14 protein-coding genes are annotated in these 19,793 nt (G+C 61.6%); 3 read left to right on the forward strand and 11 right to left on the reverse strand.

The genetic code is table 11. The features are described from left to right. Positions 1–8 precede the first annotated feature (8 nt). Entirely contained in the window at positions 9–1,574 is a 1,566-nt protein-coding gene (locus IVB05_RS24595; RefSeq protein WP_247778484.1) for a dihydrolipoyllysine-residue acetyltransferase, read from the reverse strand. Positions 1,575–1,594: 20 nt separating this feature from the next. Then, on the reverse strand, positions 1,595–4,282 hold the full coding sequence (gene aceE / locus IVB05_RS24600) for a pyruvate dehydrogenase (acetyl-transferring), homodimeric type (protein ID WP_346771776.1): 2,688 nt from the start codon (positions 4,280–4,282) through the stop codon (positions 1,595–1,597). 542 nt (positions 4,283–4,824) lie between these two features. Here aceE and lipA point away from each other — a divergent pair. Continuing rightward, entirely contained in the window at positions 4,825–5,853 is a 1,029-nt protein-coding gene (gene lipA / locus IVB05_RS24605; protein WP_247778486.1) for a lipoyl synthase, read from the forward strand. Between the two features lie 240 nt (positions 5,854–6,093). On the opposite strand, the gene IVB05_RS24610 is transcribed toward lipA, so the two are convergent. Both IVB05_RS24610 and panB read right to left on the reverse strand, forming a co-directional pair. Next, positions 6,094–6,984: an SDR family oxidoreductase gene (locus tag IVB05_RS24610; RefSeq protein ID WP_247778487.1), complete on the reverse strand. Its 891-nt coding sequence runs from the start codon at positions 6,982–6,984 to the stop codon at positions 6,094–6,096. Positions 6,985–7,174: 190 nt separating this feature from the next. Next, positions 7,175–8,023 (reverse strand): 3-methyl-2-oxobutanoate hydroxymethyltransferase, encoded by an 849-nt coding sequence (gene panB, locus IVB05_RS24615; RefSeq protein WP_247778488.1) that lies wholly within the window; start codon positions 8,021–8,023, stop codon positions 7,175–7,177. 504 nt (positions 8,024–8,527) lie between these two features. Here panB and panC (IVB05_RS24620) point away from each other — a divergent pair. Next, positions 8,528–9,385: a pantoate--beta-alanine ligase gene (gene panC / locus IVB05_RS24620; RefSeq protein ID WP_247778489.1), complete on the forward strand. Its 858-nt coding sequence runs from the start codon at positions 8,528–8,530 to the stop codon at positions 9,383–9,385. Positions 9,386–9,548: 163 nt separating this feature from the next. On the opposite strand, the gene IVB05_RS24625 is transcribed toward panC (IVB05_RS24620), so the two are convergent. After that, positions 9,549–10,418: a DMT family transporter gene (locus IVB05_RS24625; RefSeq protein ID WP_247778490.1), complete on the reverse strand. Its 870-nt coding sequence runs from the start codon at positions 10,416–10,418 to the stop codon at positions 9,549–9,551. 393 nt (positions 10,419–10,811) lie between these two features. Here IVB05_RS24625 and IVB05_RS24630 point away from each other — a divergent pair, with 393 nt between their 5' ends. Continuing rightward, positions 10,812–11,408, forward strand: coding sequence for an NUDIX hydrolase (locus IVB05_RS24630; protein ID WP_247778491.1), 597 nt, complete (start codon positions 10,812–10,814; stop codon positions 11,406–11,408). A 25-nt stretch (positions 11,409–11,433) separates the two neighbouring features. On the opposite strand, the gene IVB05_RS24635 is transcribed toward IVB05_RS24630, so the two are convergent. The 6 genes from IVB05_RS24635 to IVB05_RS24660 all read right to left on the reverse strand — a co-directional run bounded on the left by IVB05_RS24635 (position 11,434) and on the right by IVB05_RS24660 (position 19,775). Beyond that, positions 11,434–12,831, reverse strand: a complete 1,398-nt coding sequence (locus tag IVB05_RS24635; protein ID WP_247778492.1) for an aminotransferase class V-fold PLP-dependent enzyme — start codon at positions 12,829–12,831, stop codon at positions 11,434–11,436. Between the two features lie 100 nt (positions 12,832–12,931). Continuing rightward, the gene (gene panC / locus IVB05_RS24640) at positions 12,932–13,795 is read right to left on the reverse strand and encodes a pantoate--beta-alanine ligase (protein ID WP_247778493.1); all 864 of its coding nucleotides are present in this window, start codon (positions 13,793–13,795) and stop codon (positions 12,932–12,934) included. A gap of 120 nt (positions 13,796–13,915) precedes the next feature. Beyond that, positions 13,916–15,913, reverse strand: coding sequence for an acetoacetate--CoA ligase (locus IVB05_RS24645; protein WP_247778494.1), 1,998 nt, complete (start codon positions 15,911–15,913; stop codon positions 13,916–13,918). Positions 15,914–15,956: 43 nt separating this feature from the next. Then, positions 15,957–16,970, reverse strand: coding sequence for a hypothetical protein (locus IVB05_RS24650; RefSeq protein ID WP_346771777.1), 1,014 nt, complete (start codon positions 16,968–16,970; stop codon positions 15,957–15,959). Continuing rightward, on the reverse strand, positions 16,970–18,097 hold the full coding sequence (sbnA, locus tag IVB05_RS24655) for a 2,3-diaminopropionate biosynthesis protein SbnA (protein ID WP_247778496.1): 1,128 nt from the start codon (positions 18,095–18,097) through the stop codon (positions 16,970–16,972). Before sbnA ends, IVB05_RS24650 begins: the two co-directional genes overlap by 1 nt. Then, positions 18,051–19,775 carry a condensation domain-containing protein gene (locus IVB05_RS24660; RefSeq protein WP_247778497.1) on the reverse strand — a complete coding sequence of 575 codons (1,725 nt, stop codon included), beginning with the start codon at positions 19,773–19,775 and terminating at the stop codon, positions 18,051–18,053. Before IVB05_RS24660 ends, sbnA begins: the two co-directional genes overlap by 47 nt. Positions 19,776–19,793: the final 18 nt, after the last annotated feature.

The following is a 19,793-nucleotide window of genomic DNA, read 5'->3' on the forward strand; positions in this document are numbered from 1 at the left end:
CCCCGATCTCAGAACAGCACGCGCCGCAAATCGGCGAGCACGTTGGCGAAGTAGACGTTGAAACGCGCGGCCGCCGCACCGTCGATGACGCGGTGGTCCCAGGACAGCGACAGCGGCAGCGTCAGCCGCCAGTTCGATGTCTTGCCGTCGGAGGAGTGCTGCTTCCAGTAACCCTTGCAGACGCCCATGATGGCGACTTCGGGCGCGTTGATGATCGGCGTGAAATAGATGCCGCCGATGCCGCCGAGCGAGGAGATCGAGAAAGTCCCGCCCTGCATCTGGTCGGGCTTGATCTTGCCTTCGCGCGCGACCTTGGCGAGGGCGTTCATCTCCTTGGCGATTTCGGGCACCGATTTCTTGTCGGCGTCGCGGATCACGGGCACCATCAGGCCATTCGGCGTATCAGCGGCAAAGCCGATGTGCCAGTAGTTCTTGTAGACGAGCGTGTCGCCGTCGAGGCTGGCATTGAATTCCGGGAATTTCTGCAGCGTCGCTACCGCGGCCTTCACCATGAACGGCAGGAGCGAGAGTTTTACACCGCTCTTCTCCAGCTCCTTGTTCATCTGGACCCGGAATTGTTCGAGATCGGTGATATCAGCCTCGTCGTGGGTTGTGACGTGCGGAATGACGACCCAGTTGCGGTGAAGATTGGCCGCCGAAATCTTCTTGATGCGGCCGAGCTCCTTGCGCTCGACCGGCCCGTACTTCGCAAAATCGACCTTGGGCCAGGGCAGAAGGTCGATGCCGCCGACGCCGCCTCCGCTTGCGGCCGCTGCTTGCGGCTTGGCCGGCGCCGCTCCGCCTTTGCCGAAGGCCTCGACGTCTTCGCGCAGAATACGGCCGTGATTGCCCGAGCCCTTGACCTTGCCGAGATCGACTCCCCGTTCGCGCGCCAGCTTGCGCACGGCCGGACCGGCATAGGCGAGCGCGAAACTTCTTTCGTCAAAGGCGCCGACCACCGCCGTTCCAGCGGCGGTGGCCGACGAGGACGCAGGCGGCGACACGGGAGCGATGTCGGCCTGCAAAGGTGATGCTCCAGTTGCCAGCGATAGGATGATCGAGCCCTCGCTGACCTTGTCACCGGTTTTGACCTTGATCTCGCGCACGGTGCCCGAGAGAGGCGCCGGCACTTCCATCGTCGCCTTGTCCGACTCGAGCGCGATCAGCGGATCCTCCGCTTTCACGCTGTCGCCGGCCCTTACGAAGATCTCGATGACCGGAACGTCCTTGAAGTCGCCGATATCGGGGACTCGCACCTCGGCGACTCCAGCCGGTGCGTTGACCGGCGATGGCGGAGCACTGACTACAGGGCGCGCCTCGGCCTGCTCCGCGCCGGCGCCCTCGAACTGCACAACCACCGTGCCTTCGCTGACCTTGTCGCCGACCTTCACGACCACCGACTTCACCATGCCATCGCGCGGCGACGGCACCTCCATGGTCGCCTTGTCGGACTCCAGCGAAACCAGGGGATCCTCAGCCTTCACCCTGTCGCCCGGCTTGACGAAGACCTCGATCACCGGGACGTCCTTGAAGTCACCGATGTCGGGAACCTTGATGTCGATCAAACCACTCATCGCTCTGTCCTCGGCTCCGCTCACACGGTCCAGGGCGCAGCACGCCCGGCGTCGATTTTATATTTGGCGATGGCTTCGGCCACGATCGCAGGCTTGATCGCGCCTTCGTCGGCCAGTGCCTTGAGTGCCGCGACGGCGACGTAATGCCGGTCGACCTCGAAGAATTCTCGCAGCTTCACGCGATAGTCGCTGCGGCCGAAACCGTCCGTGCCCAGCACGACGTAGCGACGGCCGGCCGCCTGGACATATTCCCGGATCTGGTCGGGGTAGTTGCGCATGTAGTCGGTGGAGGCCACGACCGGCCCCGGATGCCCATCGAGTTGCGTCTCCACCCAGCTCTTGCGGCGCGGCTCGGTCGGATGCAGCAGGTTCCAGCGCTCCGACGCCATGCCGTCGCGGCGCAGTTCGTTGAAGCTGGTCGCGCTCCAGATATCGGCGGTCACGCCGAAGTCCGCCTTGAGCAGATCGGCAGCCGCGATCACCTCGCGCAGGATCGTGCCCGAGCCGACGAGCTGGACGCGAAGCCCCTTCTTCGCCGTCTCGCCGCCGCTCTTCAGGAGATACAGCCCCTTGAGAATTCCCTCCTCCGCCCCCTTGCCGGCGTCGGCGAGCGAGGGATGCTGATAATTCTCGTTCATCAGGGTGATGTAGTAGTAGACGTCCTCCTGCACCTCGTACATGCGCCGCATGCCTTCGCGGACGATCGTCACGACCTCGTAGGCAAAGGTCGGGTCGTACGACACGCAGTTCGGGATGGTGGCGGCAAGGACGTGGCTGTGACCATCCTCGTGCTGCAACCCCTCGCCGTTCAGCGTGGTGCGGCCGGCGGTGCCACCGAGCAGGAAGCCGCGGGCACGCATATCGCCGGCGAGCCAGGCGAGGTCGCCGACACGCTGCAGGCCGAACATCGAATAGTAGATATAGAACGGAATCATCGGCACGTTGTTCGTACTGTAGGACGTCGCCGCGACGATCCAGCTCGACATCGCGCCACCTTCGTTGATGCCCTCCTGCAGCACCTGGCCGGTTTTGTCCTCGCGGTAGTACATCAGCTGATCGGCGTCCTGCGGCCGGTAGAGCTGGCCGACCGATGAATAGATGCCGAGCTGGCGGAACATGCCCTCCATGCCGAAGGTCCGGGATTCGTCCGGCACGATCGGCACGATGTGCTTGCCGATCGCCTTGTCGCGCACGAGGGTGCCGAGCATCTGCACGAACGCCATCGTGGTCGAGATTTCGCGGTCGCCCGTCGCGTCGAGCAACCGCTGGAACGTGGACAGCGGCGGAATTGGCAGAGATGCTGACTTGCGCCGGCGCTGCGGCAGGCTGCCGCCGAGCTTTTCGCGCTGCGCGCGGAAATACTTCATCTCCGGACTGTCTTCCGGCAGGCGAAGGAAAGGCACCTTCGGCAGTTCATCGTCGGCGACCGGCACCTGGAAGCGATCACGGAAGCCGCGCAGCGCTTCCTGCGTCATCTTCTTGGCCTGATGCGCGATCATCTGGCCTTCGCCGGACTCGCCCATGCCATAGCCCTTGACGGTCTTCGGCAGGATCACCGTCGGCTGGCCCTTGTGGTTCACCGCCGCTGCGTAGGCCGCGAACACCTTTTCCGGATCATGGCCGCCGCGCGCGAGCTTCCAGATCTCGTCGTCGCTCATATCAGCGACGAGCTGTTTCAATTCATCGTACTTGCCGAAGAAATGTTCGCGGATATAGGCGCCGCTCTTGCTCTTGTAATCCTGGTACTCGCCGTCAACGCACTCCTCCATGCGCTTCAGCAGCAATCCGCTGTTGTCCTTTTCGAGCAGGCGATCCCAGCCCGAGCCCCACAGCACCTTGATGACGTTCCAGCCGGCGCCGCGGAAAACGCTTTCGAGCTCCTGGACGATCTTGCCGTTACCGCGAACGGGCCCGTCGAGCCGCTGGAGGTTGCAATTGATGACGAAGATCAGATTGTCGAGATTTTCGCGGCCGGCGAGCGAAATCGCGCCCAGCGATTCCGGTTCGTCCGTTTCGCCGTCGCCCATAAAGGCCCAGACCTTGCGATTCGATGTCTCGGCCAGCTTGTGGTTCTGGAGATACTTCAGGAATCGCGCCTGATAGATCGCCACCAAGGGCCCCAGTCCCATCGACACCGTCGGGAACTGCCAGAAGTCCGGCATCAGCCACGGGTGAGGATAGCTCGACAAGCCTTTGCCGCCGGTCTCCTGCCTGAAACCGAGAAGCTGCTCCTCGCTCAACCGTCCCTCAAGAAAGGCGCGCGCATAGATGCCGGGCGAGCAGTGTCCCTGCACGAAGATCAGATCGCCGCCATGGCCGTCCGTCGGTGCATGCCAGAAGTGGCCGTAGCCGATATCGTAGAGCGTGGCAGCCGACTGGAAGCTTGCGATATGGCCGCCAAGCTCCGAGCTGTCCTTGTTGGCGCGCAGAACGATTGCAAGTGCGTTCCAACGGATGATCGAGCGAAGCTTGTGCTCGATCGCACGATCGCCCGGCAGCGCCGGCTGCCGATCCGGCGGGATCGTGTTGCAATAGGGCGTCGTCAGCGATTGCGCTATCTGAAGCCTGTCACGGCGCGCGGCGTCAATAACCGCGTTGACGACGAACTCGGCTCGTTCGTTGCCGCGATGACCCCGGACTGCCGACAAGGCGTCAAGCCATTCCCGGGTTTCCTGCGGATCCAGATCTTGCGCGTCCGCGAGCTTCATTACCTTCTCCATTGCAGGCCAAGCCGAAAACAGGCGTCAACGTTCATTGCGCTCCGCGTACTGCGGAAACGCGCAATGCCACACAGGCGATATCGCCTGGCGCTCTAGGTGATGAGTTGAATACTGGCTGGCATCTGAACGTCCCCTCGTGTTGTTGTTCTTGAGCTATTGCTTCTTCTTTTGCCGATACCTAAGCAGCATTCGTGCCAGACCACGAAAGGCGCAGCCAATCGCGGGCATCCCATTCATTTTGCTTGAGTTCGCCTCGTCTGCCGCCGCGCGCGCCAATCCGATCGGGCAGGATCTGTCTGAAGCTCCGGAAAACCGGCTGGAGGTTCATCCGAGATGTCGGATCGGCGCGGCAACGGGTTCCAAATGCAAGGCTTGAAGTCGGAAATCGGCCTGCGCGCGCGAAGCGAGAGTCCCCGCGCGATACAGCGACCGGTCATGAGGGGCGCTGGTGAGAGGATGAAGAATCGAATAGACGAAGTTCGCTTGGATAGCTGAATGTCCGCGACTGGCGCATTCACGAGGTTGACCAAATGACAGTCGTGCTTGATCTCCTCAACAACGATCCGAGAGCGAAGTTGCGGCCCGACATGCCGCGTCACCCCGAAAAGGCCAAACGACCCGACACGCCCTTGCAGAGCAAGCCTGCGTGGATCCGCGTGAAGGCTCCCGGCTCCGCCGATTGGGCCGAGACGAAGCGCATCGTGCGCGAGAACAAACTCGTGACCGTTTGCGAGGAAGCAAGCTGTCCCAACATTGGCGAGTGCTGGGCGAAGAAGCACGCGACCTTCATGATCATGGGCGATACCTGCACGCGCGCATGCGCTTTCTGTAACGTGCGCACCGGCCTGCCGGGTGCCCTCGATACGGATGAACCGGTCAAGGTCGCCGAAGCTGTCGCCAAGCTGGGACTGGAACATGTGGTCGTCACCTCGGTCGATCGTGACGACCTTGCCGACGGTGGCGCCGCGCATTTCGCCGCGACAATTGTGGCCATTCGGACGGCAAGCCCGGGCACGACGGTCGAAATCCTGACCCCAGATTTTCTGCGCAAAACGGGCGCACTCGAAACCGTCATTGCGGCGAAACCCGACGTATTCAACCATAATCTGGAGACCGTGCCGTCGAAATATCTGACGGTGCGGCCCGGTGCGCGCTACTTTCACTCAGTCCGGCTGCTGCAGCGCGTCAAGGAACTCGACGCACAGATGTTCACCAAGTCCGGGATCATGGTCGGCCTCGGCGAAGAGCGCAGCGAAGTCCAGCAATTGATGGACGACCTTCGTTCCGCCGACGTCGACTTCCTGACCATCGGCCAGTATCTCCAACCCACGCGCAAGCACCACGCTGTCATGCGCTTCGTGCCCCCTGATGAATTCGAGGCCTATGAGAAGGTCGCTTACGCCAAGGGCTTTCTGCTGGTGTCAGCCACGCCGCTGACACGCTCCTCGCACCACGCCGGAGACAACTTCCGCAAGCTACGCGAGCGCAGACGGGGATTGGCTCCAGCCGGCGCCGCAGCCCCTCCAGGTCCAGTCAGCGAAAGGCGAACGCGGCTCTGATTGCGGCACTTGCGCCGAGGGCGGCGGTTAACTGGCGCGTCCAGGTGCGCCGCAAGACCCGTTATGTGGCCGAGACGTTCCGGAGACGCGTCTATCGGAAGAAGCGCGGTTGATTTAATTCGAAGCGATTTGAACACTATTACTGAATTCACAGTATATGCTGCGCGTTGCAAGATGCGATACTTCGGCGGGCTGAGATCACGCCAAACATTTGCTTGGTGGCGGGACGGCCCTCGCCCCTCAAAAGCTGACCGATAGACCTCCGTCGATCGTGAGTGTGAGCCCATTCACGTAGCTCGATCCAGCTGAAGCTAGAAACACCGCAGCGGCGCCGATCTCGTCCGGGGTCCCCCAGCGGGCCAACGGTACGCGCGTGCGAATAAAGGATTGCACGTCGTCCCTTCCGACAAACTCGATATTCGAGTCAGTCGTGAACCAACCCGGTGCAATTGCATTCACGGTCATGCCGCACCGTCCGAATTCGACCGCAAGGGATCGCATCAATGCGGCTAGCCCGCCCTTGGCCGCGGTGTAGGCCGGGTCCCCCGATCGCGCGATCGGGCCCGCGATGGAGGTCAGAAAGATCAGGCGCCCCGCTCCGCTTGCCTGGAGCGGGACGAATGCCGACTTCGCGAGTCCATAAGCGCCAACAAGATTGACGTCGATCAGCCGCGCGAAATCCGCACCCGAGATATTCTGCGTCCCTCGCCGATCACGCTGCCCAACGCAATGCACCAGGATGTCCAAGCTGCCGAGACGCGACACGACGTCGTCGATCAGCTTGCCCGTGTCGCCGCTCACATCCGCGACGAAACTCGATGCCTTGAGACCCTCGCCCGAAAGACGGTCCGCCGCTCGATTGACATTGACGGGATCCCGGCCGTTCAACGCCACGGCAGCGCCGGCCGCCGCGAGCGCGCGCGCGATTTCGAACCCCAATCCACGCGCGCTTCCCGTCACCAAGGCGACTTTTCCCGACAGGTCAAACCATCGGTTAGCCGCCGGCGCGTGCGAACCTTCGCCCCGCGGACCGCCCGGGCCGCAATGCCCGTCGGACAGCGTTTGATTGATGTCATGTCTCTCCACGCCGGCGAAGCCCGGCGTGCCGATATCGACCGATTGAATCGTCATCGCGAATAACCCGTTCTTTCGGCGAGCGATCGGATGGTCCCGTGTCCGCGGGATACCGCCGCCTGTTCTCCGCAAGCCGCCGAGGCTTCAGATGCGATATCCCCCCGCGCAGTTCCTCCGCGATCGATATCGGCGGCCAGGACAGGCATTCAGCCTGAACACGCATTGGCCGCGATTGCGCGAGCCCGGGTCATGCCTGAGCGGCGATTTTGGCGGTGCTCGCGACAGCGTCCGCGAAAACGTGCTCCATGCCGGGGAAGCTCCGGTTTCGCACTTCGGCGGCATAGGCTGACATCGCCTGACCTGCGTCCTTTGCAATCTCGGCGTAACGCTTCACGAATTTCGGCCGGAACTCGACGAACATTCCGAGCATGTCGTCAACGACCAGTATCTGTCCGTCACACGATGCCGAGGCGCCGATGCCGATCGTGGGAATCTCCACCGCCGCCGTGATCTTGCAGGCCGTCGTCTCGGCGATCTTCTCGAGGACGACGCTGAATGCGCCGGCCTGCGCAACGGCTCGGGCGTCCCGTTCTACGCGCTCGGCATCTCTTCCACGCCCCTGCACCTTGTAGCCCCCCAACGTGTTGATGGACTGCGGGGTGAGCCCGATGTGCGCCATGACCGGAATTCCGCGTTGGGTCAGGAAGTGAATGGTGTCTGCCATCGTTTCGCCGCCCTCCAGCTTCACGGCCGCGCAGCCGGTGCGCGCCATGATCGTGCTGGCATTTCTCAGCGCCATCTCGCGGCTTTCCTCATACGTTCCGAACGGCATGTCCACGACCATCAGAGCTCGATCCAGGCCACGACGCACCGCTTCCCCGTGCATGATCATCATGTCCAGCGAAACACCGACCGTCGATGGAAGACCATGGACCACCATTCCAACGCTGTCGCCGACCAGCACCAGATCACAATGCTTGTCCGCGAGGCGTGCGACGGGTGTCGTATATGCTGTGAGGCAAACGATCGGATGATTCCCCTTGCGTGCGCGAATGTCAGCCGGCATCAGCGCCTTCACAGTCACTGCTACACTCATATTCTTCTCCCACCATTTTTGTACGTCGGACAACGCTCGAGCCTCACCGGCCGATGCATTCCGTCCACTATTATGAACGCATGGAGGCAGAGCTCGGCCTCAATTTCACTCAAACCGTCTCTCCGTTGTCCGCTCCTCACTTCTGTCCGATGGCCCGTCGCGAGACGCGTTCGTCGTTCGGAACCAGCATGCCTTGTCGCAGTCCGCACGCAAGGGACACCTCACTCGTCGCGGAGCGAACATCGCGACCGCTCCGATGACCTCGACATCCCAGTCGAGAGAGCGGACGAGCCTGCCTCGGTAACTGCTCGGCGCTCCGATGAGAACGATTCTACAGTGCGCGCCCTGTCTCAATACTGCTCAAGCATCATCAAAGATGCCGGTCGACCCGTTCTAACCAAAAAAACTTCGGCTAGCCTCTTCGTCGATCTCAGGGAGCAGTCATCACCGATCCGATCGCAGATCTCTCCAGATCAATCCCTTCCAATATCATCGAGGCGAGGCATGAGCGAGATTCTTACGGCAAAGACTGTCAATGAACTGAAGACCGAGGTTCGGCTCTGGCGATCCCGCGGCTTCAGAGTTGGACTTGTACCGACTATGGGCGCCCTGCATGACGGACATCTTTCACTCGTCAAGCACGTGCTGGAAGTCGCCGATCGCTGTGTAGTGAGTCTTTTCATCAACCCGAAGCAGTTCAGCACGGGAGAGGATTTCGAGATCTACCCAAGACAGATTTCAGCGGACCTGCACAAGCTTCAGAGCGCCGGAGCCCATCTTGCATACCTGCCGACCGTCGACCAAATGTATCCCGAGGGGTTCTGCACCAGGATCTCGCTGGACGGTCCGGCTTCGGGGTTGGAGGGCGACCTTCGCCCCTACTTCTTCAGCGGTGTGGCAACGGTGGTCACCAAGCTGCTGCTTCAGGCCCTTCCCGACGTCGCCATCTTCGGGGAGAAGGACTACCAACAGGTTTGCGTCATCCGTCGGGTGGTCAAGGACCTCGACATCCCGGTAGAAGTCATGTCTGCGCCGATCGCGCGCGATGCCCAGGGGCTCGCGCTCTCCTCGCGCAATTCGTATCTCAACGACAACGAGCTGAGGATCGCACGTCAACTCAACAAAGTTCTCTTCTCCATGTCCGATGCGTTGACCAGCGGGGCCGATCCAATATTCATCATTGACAAGACTCGGGCGGCATTGCGCGAATGCGGATTCGACAACGTCGACTATGTCGCCCTGCGCAAGATGGAGACGTTTGGGCCCTGGCAACCGGGAGACGACGGCTATCTGATCGGTGCCGTGCGCATTGGGAAAACCCGGATCTGGGATGGCGTAAGAATCGCCGGCCCCAGGCAATAGCCCTACCCGCCGCCCCTTGGTCATCTCGGGAAACAGGACCGTGGTCGACATCCCGTGGACCACGGCCGGACGTTATCCTTCCATTGGATCGCGACCAGAACCTCGCTCGGTTCGATTCAACGAAATCGCACCCTGCTCCTGCAGCACCTCCCGCTCCAATGATTCATGCTCCATGCGACGTCCTGATGGTCAGCAGGAGGCCGACACATACAGTGGCGATTCCAATTCCTTGCAGGACCGACAGTGTCTCCCCTAACAACACGATCGCCAGAAGGGTCCCGAACAATGGCACGAGGGATGCAAATACAACTGTCCGGGATGGACCGATCGTGTTGATGGCATGCACGAAAAGGAATACGGCCAGACCGTTTGCCAGCGCTCCCTGATAGACCGCTTGATAGACGATCTCCTTTAGCGGCACATCGAGCAAATGCTGGGGCCGACCGAAGACCGCGTACGCGGGAAGCCACATGATCGCAGACAGCACGCATACGATCGCGACGGACAAGGCAGACGGCACCTGCCATCGGCGCATGAGAACGCTGAAGAGGCCGTACCATATTGCAGCCATGGCGAAGAGCAGATCGCCGACCCAGACCAGCGATCCGCCGCCCCAAAAGTCACCGCCGGCCAGGAGAATGAGGCCCACAAAAGCCGTGGGTATGCCTATGATTGCTCCACGTCCCAGGCGTTCACCCAGTGCGAACCAACTGAACAGGACGCCAAACACGGTCGTCAATCCCGGATGCAGGACGACCCCGTGAACTGCGGGAGCCATTTGTAGACCGAGCATGAGACAATAGGCGTATGGCGCGCCGATCAGCGAGGCAAGGACTGCTCCCCGGAACCATCCCACTCCGCCGAGGTCCCGAATTCCATGTCTGAACAACACGGGTGCGAAGATGATCCCGGCCATGGCGTAGCGCGAGGCAACGATGTCAGCCGGCTCGAGCCCGACATTGACGCCGTGGCGGCCGACGACGAAATTTCCTCCGAAGATGACTGCCGCGAGCAATGCTCCAGCAAACGCCATCGCGCGGTCGCAGGACTGCCGAGGCCGGAGCAGATCGCCGCCGCGTCCCGCGCAAGTCATCCCCGTGCTTCCGTTCGTTGACATCTCATAGGCAGTTCCCGCGAGGATCCCGGCCTGCTTTCAAGGCTTTCATCGACGAGCGCAACTGGCGACATGGCGCGTACCCTTCCGACGGCTGACCTCTCAGCGATATGCCCGGTCATCTGAATTGAATTTGCCGATGCGCCCCCCTTACCCGTGCATGCCGCCCCCGCATGCAGTTGCTTCGCGGCCATACGGCCACCACCATGCGGGTCCGCCCGCGCTTTGCGCGGATTTCGTCCCGATGCTATTTGTCCGATCGAGCAAGATGGGCCGGTACCGAGCCCACGTTCCTGCGCAAGGAGACGAAGCATGCAAGCGCGACAGGTATTCAGCGCATATCTTCGTGGTCCCGCCGAAGAGCACCCTTGGAGATATTGCCCGTCATGCAGCAAGCCTTTGGAGCGCTGCGAGGATCCGGAAAGCGCCATGCGGTGTGTCGATCCCAGCTGCCGCAGCATCCATTTCCGAAATCCGGTTCCGATCGTCGCCATCATGGTTGTGTCCGGCAACCGGGTCCTGCTCTGCAAGCGTCGAGCAGGCACTCTGAACGAAGGCGAGTGGTGCCTGCCGTGCGGATACATCGAGTTCGACGAGGACTTTCTGACCGCCGGGCGCCGAGAGGTTAAGGAAGAGACGGGACTGGACGTCGCTATTACGTCTATCCTGAGCGTCGCGTCCAATTTCCTGCGATCCGATCTCCACACTCTTGCCGTGGCCCTGCTGGCGACACCGACCGGCGGACTTATGCAGGCGGGCAGCGACGTTGACGACGTCGCATGGTTCACGGTGGGAGATCCGCTTCCGAAGCTGGCATTCTCGGCCGACAGCCACATGATAGAACGATACTTCGCGACGAGGCTGCCGGGGGCCCCGGTCGATCCCCTGTATTCCGGCAGCGCCAGCTGACTCCCGCAGATGCGTTCCATGGCCGTCACGGCTTCGAATCGGTGAAGGATCGGCCAAGGCGGCGAGCCGCCGCGAGGGCGGCCTCGACGTCGCTCCATGTCGTGCGGTGGTTTACGAAGCAAAAGCGAAGGGCACGACGCCCCCCGATGGACGTTCCGGCCACCAGCGCATTGTCGACGAAGCGGAAGCCGTCCTCGATCTGCTGATTGATCATGTCGATCCCCCCGTCGGACAACGCGACACGCGGAATGTATCTGACGCAGAGCACACTCAGGCTCGGCTCGTGCAGCGGCTCGAATTCCGGATCGTCGCGGACCAGCCGGTGCAATCGCCTGGCAAATTCGAGGTGGTCTTCGATCATGCGCCTGTAGGCTCGCACCCCATGCTGCGAGAGGGCGAACCAGACCTTGGCTGCACGATCCGACCGACTGAGCTCGAATCCGCTCTGCCAATGGTCGTGCGCATCCGCGCTGGCCCCTGACTCCAGATAAGGAGCGGTCGCACGGAAGGTATCCAGGAGATCCGTCGGCCGCCTGACCAGGACACACCCCGCTTCGAACGGAATGTTGAGCCATTTGTGAGGATCGACCGAAACGGAATCCGCCTGCGACAGGCCGCGAAAGAGGGGCTTGCAGGCATCGACGGACGCCGCGAGCGCTCCGTAAGAGCCGTCGACATGCAACCAGACCCCATGTTCCTTCGCGACGGCGGAAATCGCCTCGATCGGATCCACTGCGCCGGTGTCGGTCGTTCCGGCGGTGGCGACGATGCAGAATGGGCGGCGCCCCGCTCGAACGTCCTCCCGGAGCGAGTGCTCCAATGCGTCCGGCCGCATCCGGTGCCGGGAATCGAGCGGAATGCGTCGCAGGTTTTCCGTTCCGACTCCAAGGAGCGCCATGCTCTGCTCGATGCAAATATGGGCGTGCTCCGACGCATAGGCGACGAGTTGGGCGCCTGCTCTCATTCCCTTCATTCGCACGTCCGAACCGGCCGCCCTGGTTCGCGCGGCCGCCAGGGCGTACAAGTTCGCAACCGTTCCCCCGGTCGTAAAGTGACCGGTCGCGCGGTCGCCAAAGCCGGCCATCTCTCCGAGCCACCGACAAACGGTGAGCTCGACCTGAATGCTTCCCGGTGTCAGTTTCCAGGCATGAGGGAAAATCCGGAGAGCACACAAGAGCCCATCGAGCAGACCCGGAAGGGCCTGCGGAGTCGCAGCCACCCAGGCCATGATGCCGGGATGCAGGAAGTTCGCAGAAGCGGGTATCAATTCCCGCTCGATACGGTCGAGAAGGGCCTGAGGATCGACAGGATCAAGCGGCATCGGTCCGCCGAAGGCCTCCTCCATCTCCTTCGATTCCCGAAGCTCCGGATAAATCGGCCTCGCCCTCGGTTCCGACAGCTCACGCACCAGAATGTCGACCATCCGATAGCCGAGGCTGCGGACATTCTCGGCCGAAACCGGCAGATGCGTCGACTGCCGCATCATGCAATCGCCGTTTGATCCCTGCGGGTCCATTGGAGATCTACCTCGTTGCCGGCGATTGTCGCTCGCTCTCAACTACGGCGTGATCCAGCAACTGAGCGCGCCCGAACCGGACGAACAGCAGCACCAGCGCTCGCCGCGGAAGTTCGATCGTCTCCTCCAGCGTGTCCGCGTCGCGAACCGCCACCACATCGATATGCGCCAACGGCTCCTCGGCAATGTAAGTCCGCAGCGCCATCTCGAGCGCCTTGCTGTTCATTTCCCGCGAGTGGATCAGCTTTCGGGCGAGCTGAAGGGCTTGCGGCAATCGGCGAGCCGCGGCGCGTTCTTCCGCGCTCAGATAGACGTTGCGCGAGCTCAGTGCGACCCCGTCCTCATCCCTGACGGTCGGAACGCCCACGATCTCTACGGGGAGGAAGAGGTCCTCGACCATCCTGCGGACCAGGATGACCTGCTGATAGTCCTTCTCGCCAAAATAGGCGCGATCGGGTTGCACGATGTTCAGCAGCTTGGTGACGACCGTCGCGACACCTCTGAAATAGACCGGACGAATTCCTCCCTCAAGAACTGCTCCGATGCCGGGAACATCGACATAGGTCTGCGATTTCTCGCGGTACATATCCGCGCTGTCCGGCGCAAACAGCCAGTCCACGCCAGCTGACTCCAGCAGCGACCTGTCGCGCTCCATGTCTCTTGGATATGTCGAGAAGTCTTCGTTTGCGCCAAATTGAGTCGGGTTGACGAAGATGCTGGCGACGACGACATCGTTCTGAGCCTTGGCAATCTCCATCAGCCTGAGGTGTCCGCGATGAAGGTAGCCCATCGTGGGCACGAAACCGACGCTCGTAGAGCGGCGCGCCGGAATCCGGTCGCGGAGCTCCGCCACACGCGAAATGACTTCCATATTCCCTCCCGATCATCTTCGATATGCTGCGATAGTTCCTCGTGCAGCCTTCACGTCATCATTGACCCGTTCGCCCGCGCATTGCGATTTGCCTCAATCACCAACACGCCACGACCGTTCTCACATATCGAACTCATCCACCTCGTCCCGCGACGGGTCGACGATCTCGAACTGGCTCAGACACTGCGGATTGACCAGCGCCTCGATGTTCCGGATCGGACGGCGAGCAAGCGCGTCCTTCACGGCAAGCTCGGATGTCTTTCCCGAATAGGTGCGCGGGATATCGCGGACCTGGCATATCACCGCCGGAACGTGATGCACCGACGCGCCGGATGCGATGGTGTCTCGGATGCGCCGCTCAAGCGGGCGGTCCAGATTGGTGCCGTCTTTGAGAACCACGAACAGCACGATCCTGATGTCTCCGTCCCACTCCTGACCGACACAAACGGCATCCGCGATCTCAGGCAGCGAACCGACGAGAGCGTAAATGTCCGCGGTGCCAATCCTGATGCCGCCCGGCTTGAGCGTGGCGTCCGAGCGCCCGTGAATGGCAATGCCCGCGTGCTCGGCCCATTCCGCAAAATCGCCATGCGTCCACACGCCGGGGAAACGCTCGAAGTACGACGCCCGATATCTTTCGCCGGCTCCGTCGTTCCAGAACTGCAGCGGCATTGATGGAAACGGCTGCGTGCAGACGAGCTCGCCGGCGCCTCGCCTGAGGGGACGGCCGCCCTCATCGTAGACGTCAACCGCCATACCGAGTGCCGGCCCCTGGATCTCTCCCGCCCACACCGGCCCGGTCGGAACCCCCATCGCGAAGCAGGAAACGATATCCGTGCCGCCCGATATCGACGCCAAATGAACGTCCCTCTTGATCGATGCGTAAACGTATTCGAAGCAACGGCTCGAAAGAGGTGACCCTGTCGACAACACAACGCGCATGCTCGAGAGGTCATGCGTCTGTTCGGGAGCAAGATTCATCATCCTGCATGCGTCGATGAATCTGGCCGAAACGCCGAAATGCGTCAGCCGCTCCGATTCGATCAGGTCGAACATCACAAGCCCGTCATTCTCGAATGGAGAGCCGTCGTATAGGACCACCGTCGCGCCGCTGGCAAGCGTCGACACCAGCCAATTCCACATCATCCAGCCGCAAGTCGTGGCAAAGAACACACGGTCGCCCGCTCTGATGTCGCAGTGGAGACGATGCTCCTTCAGATGCTGGAGCAGCGTGCCTCCGGCCGAATGCAGCAGGCACTTCGGAAGGCCCGTGGTTCCCGACGAGTACAGGATGGAGAGCGGTTGGCCGAAGGGAAATCGTTCGTAGAACGCCTTCGCCGGCCGGTAGTTTTCGACGATCTCGTTGAAGCTCTCGAACTTTACGCCACGCTGCAAGCGGCCGGCCGGCGGTTCGTTGTCCTCGATCAACAGGCCGCACCGCACCGTCGGTAGCCGGTCGATGATGTCGCGCATCTTTTCCACAAGATCACATTGTTCTCCGTTCAAGAGGTAGCCGCCGGCGCCGATCAGCACGACCGGCTCGATCTGGCCGAAGCGAGCGATGACCGCCTTTTTTCCCAGATCCGGCGAGCATGACGACCAGATTGCTCCCAGGGAGACTGTCGCAAGCATCCCGACAATCGCCTCGGGCACGTTCGGTGCAATCGCGGCGACGCGATCTCCCGCCTTCACCTCATGATCGATCAGCCATTGCCGCAACCGGAGCACCTGGTCGCGCAGCTGATCCCACGACAGCCGCCGTGCGACCTGAAGCTCGGTGTACGAGACGATCGCGTCCGCCAATCCGGTCCGCCGCAGCAGGTTCTCCGTGAAATTCAGCCTCGACTCGGGAAAGAACTTCGCGTCCATCATCCGTTCGCCCGGTTTGAAGGGAACGCCGATGCGATCGCCAATGACGCCGCACTCCTCCCAGACCAGATCCCAAAAGGCCCCACAATCGTCGATCGACCACTGGTGGAGATCGCCATACGACGCGAAGTCCCGGTGCGCGATCCTGGCCGCCGCGCGAGAGAACCGCGTCAGCTCCGCCTCTGCAATCCGCTCCCCGGTCGGAGCCCACAGCGGCGCGCTTACGCCGAATTCCGCGCGTTCTAGCATTTCAACCCCTCTCTCCGGGCCCGCACAGTGCGGGCCGCGCTTGCTAGGATCGGATTGGATCGGAAAGAAAACCCGGAAGTGCTTCGGCCGCGCCGTCGCGCGCCGCCTGCTCAAACACGAAATTGGCCAACGCGACATCGAGCATGCCCATGCCGAACGCGGACACCACGCCGCCGGCATCGCGGTCGAGGTCCGTCCCGTCCATGAGATGGCCGAAGTTCACCAGCGGAAACGTGCGACCAATCGCTCCCTCCAGACGATGAAGTGACGTATTGGCCTTCAGCGCATGATCAATGTCGTCGACGATATTGAGCGCTCCGCGCAGCCGATCCGGTACAATGTCGCGCAACGAGACGTGCAGCACGACCTGCTGTGGAACGATGTCAGCGTCGTACCACGGCGTCAGTTGCGAAGTGGCAAAAGAGAGCATGTCGGCGCGATCGCCGCCATGAACATCCTTTTCGACCTGAATTTCACGGCCGATCCCACTCTTTGCGATGTGCGCTCGCAGCGCCTCGGCGGTAGCGACGTCGGGATCGACAATCGCGACCTCGTCGAATGTCCATCCGTCAGCGGCGAGGAACGTCGCGACAGTGCGGTTTATGACCCCGGCGCCGAACATCCTCAAACGGCCGAGGTGTCTGTCCCGACGAAGCAGGCGCGCCCCCAAGGCGGCACTCGCGGCGGTTCTCGCAGCGCTGATCAGCGCGCCATCCATCAGTGCGATCGGGTATCCGGTCTCGAAGGAGTTCAGCACGATAACTGCGGCCGCGCGCTGCAGTCCTCGTCGCGAATTTTGTGGAAAGGATGACACCCACTTCAATCCTGCCTTGTCGACGCCTCCGCCGACATAGGCAGGGAGCGCGTTGATGCGACAACCCGGCTTCTGCGGAAACGTCAGCGAGTATGTGTCGGGATTTGTACAGTTGCCGGCATAAAATGCTCGATAAGTAGCAGCAACAAGGTCGATGATCTGCACACGGTGCGCCGCAATGATCCTGTCGATCTGCTCGGCCCGAACGTACGCAATGGCTGTTTCGTCGACGGTTGCCATCATTACACCTGTATGCTTTCGGAGCTCGCGTTCGCTCCAGTGGCCTCAGGTCCGGCCGCCGTCCGCTCCAACTCTGCCGGCGCAAGAGACATGTCGCGTACCGCGCGATGACCAAGCAATCCCGGAAACCTGTCGCGGACCCATTCGTCGCTGTAGATCGTATCGAGGTATTTCTCGCCGTTGTCCGGACTGACCACGACCACGCTCGCATCGGCCGGAAGCCGAGACGTGTAATGCTCGACCGCAGCCAGTACAGTTCCGGTCGAGCCGCCGAACAGCACACCATGCCTTCGCGCGATCCGACGGCACAGTTCGACGGTTTTCGCTTCCGGAATCATCACGACGTCGTGGACCAGAGACCGATCGCAGATCTCCGGAACCCGGCTCGTTCCCAGACCGGAAATGTGCCGGGGTCCCGGCGGTCCGCCGAAGGTCACCGATCCGACACTGTCTACGGCGACGATCTTCGTATCCGGCTGGTGCTTGCGGAAATATCCCGCGCATCCCATTAACGTTCCGGTCGTGCCGGCTCCGACGAACAGATAGTCCAGCCGAGGGAACGCCTGCGCGATTTCCGTCGCCGTGCTCCGCTCGTGGATCAACGGATTGGCGGCGTTCTGGTACTGGTTCGTCCAGAAATACCGACGATCCTCCTTCATCTTGCGTTTGATGAATCGGATCCGGCTGGCGAGAAAGCCGCCGTTCTCGTCTCTCTCCTGCACGACAAAGACCGTTGCACCCAGAGCCTTCATTATCTCGATATTCGTGCGAGACGCATTCGGATCCACCACGCATTCAAACGGATAGCCGCGATCCGCGCACACCATCGCCAGCGCCACGCCCAGATTTCCGGAGGACGATTCGATGATGATAGTGTCCGGCTTGATCATCCCGCTCTGCTCGGCCTCCTCGATCAAGCCAAGCGCCGTCTTGATCTTGATTGACCCACCCAGATTCAGGCCTTCCAGCTTCACGTGGACGGTACAAGGCACGATGCCGTCGAACGGCAGGAACGCACCTCCCCGAATAGTTTTCCAAAAATCCATCCTCACGACCTCCGACAGCTTCAGTGTTGTTGTTCTCTCACGACGTGCTGTTGCCGAGCGTGAGCGGCTCGTCCCTCGAAACATTCCTGATGATCGTCGTCATCTGTTCGATCACATCTTCAAGAACGGTCCGCGCGTATGACAGGCTGACCTCGCGCGGCGCATAGCGCGTCTCGACCACGACCCGCCCGTCCGCGGCCGAGAATATGAAGCAGAGCAGATACGGTGTCCGCGACTCGTCGATTTCCGGTCCGACCCACTCCTCTGAGTGCGGCAGATCCAGGAGCACCGCCGGATGCTCGCTGTTCAGACTCACGAGGTAGTTCAGCCCTATGCGGGGAAACGGCCAAGTATCCGCCTCGCGCCGCATGGCCGGATCTTCGGCCAGGTACTTGAGCGCACGAAAGCCAAGCCCTCTCCGCGGCAGGCGCGTTCGCTGCGATCGTATCGCCCGCAACTGCACCTCCGTCGGCTCCGACAGATCGAGCGCCAGCGCTATCGGTACGATCTCGTTGATGTAACCGATGACGCGGCTGACATCGATATCCTCGAATATCATTCCACGCATCGAGTCGAATGAATCGATCCACAGGGTTCGAGCGGACGTGTGCCGCATAACGACGCGATAGATTGCGACGAGGACGATCTCGAAGCTACGGTCACCAAACATCGCGAGAAACCGTTCGCTCGTGTCTCGATCGAGCTCGCCCCGCGTTACGGCCTGATCCGCCTCGAGCTCCGCAAGACCCGCACCTGACCGACCTTGCTGAAGTTGCCTGTGCAGCTCCGCCGCGCTGACATCGCTGAAGCTCGCTTCTTTCCGGCTATCGCTTTCCCTTTCCCCGCCGTCGAGCGCCCTCACATTCGCGTAGTCATCCCAACGCATCTCCCGCCAAAGCGGTAACTCCCGGATCGCCTCTTCATTGGCGTATCGGTGAAGCCGCTTCGGCCAGTCGCGCGGATCGGCTGAGGCGACGACCGACTTCGTCCTGGCAACGGTTCCGGCGCTGCGGTAAGCTCGCCCAAGCTCTCTTGCCAACAAAGAGAACGACACTCCGTCCAGCAACAGATGGTGCGCAACGACAAATACCCTCCCGTCCCCTTCCGGCAGCAAGAGCACGATGAACCGGATCATGATGTCTCCCGTCGAAAAGCTGAACTCGCGCTGAACGCGCGCAGTCGTGCGTTCGATGAGTTCGCGCCGACTCCCGTCCGTTGCGGTGGAGAGGTCGATGATCTCGACGAGATTTTCCAAGCGCGGCTCGACCTGCCGCTTCTCCACTCCTTTGTCTGTGGTCACGATCGTTGCACGGAGCGCAGGGTTGACTGCAACGACATCCGACACTGCCCGCGAGAACCTCTCGATGGAGAATTGCCCCCTGCCAAAACTCCACATCATCGAAACGTTGTATTGAGTGTCGAACCCGGCCTTCTCTACGAGAAATCGCGCGGTCGGCGTGAGCGTCGGTCCGCCGCCCGGAAGCTGACGAACCGACGGCTGCCGTTGGCTGCCGCCGGATTCGGTCGGCTTCCTCGTCACGACCGCCCGGGTCATCCGCCGGATCGTTCGATATCTGTAAGCATCGAGCACCGTCATTTTGATTCCGGCGTCATTGAGACGGAGCACCGCTCGCAGGCACACCATGGACGTGCAGCCGTACTCAAACAGATTGTCATCCGGCGACAGATGCGGCGTACGCAGCACACGTCGAAAAACGTCGAGCACTTGCGAGGTCTTCGATTCGAGGAGCGCGTCATCCATTCGGAGCTCGTTTGATCT

Source organism: Bradyrhizobium sp. 170 (assembly GCF_023101085.1).
Taxonomy (GTDB): Bacteria; Pseudomonadota; Alphaproteobacteria; order Rhizobiales; family Xanthobacteraceae; genus Bradyrhizobium.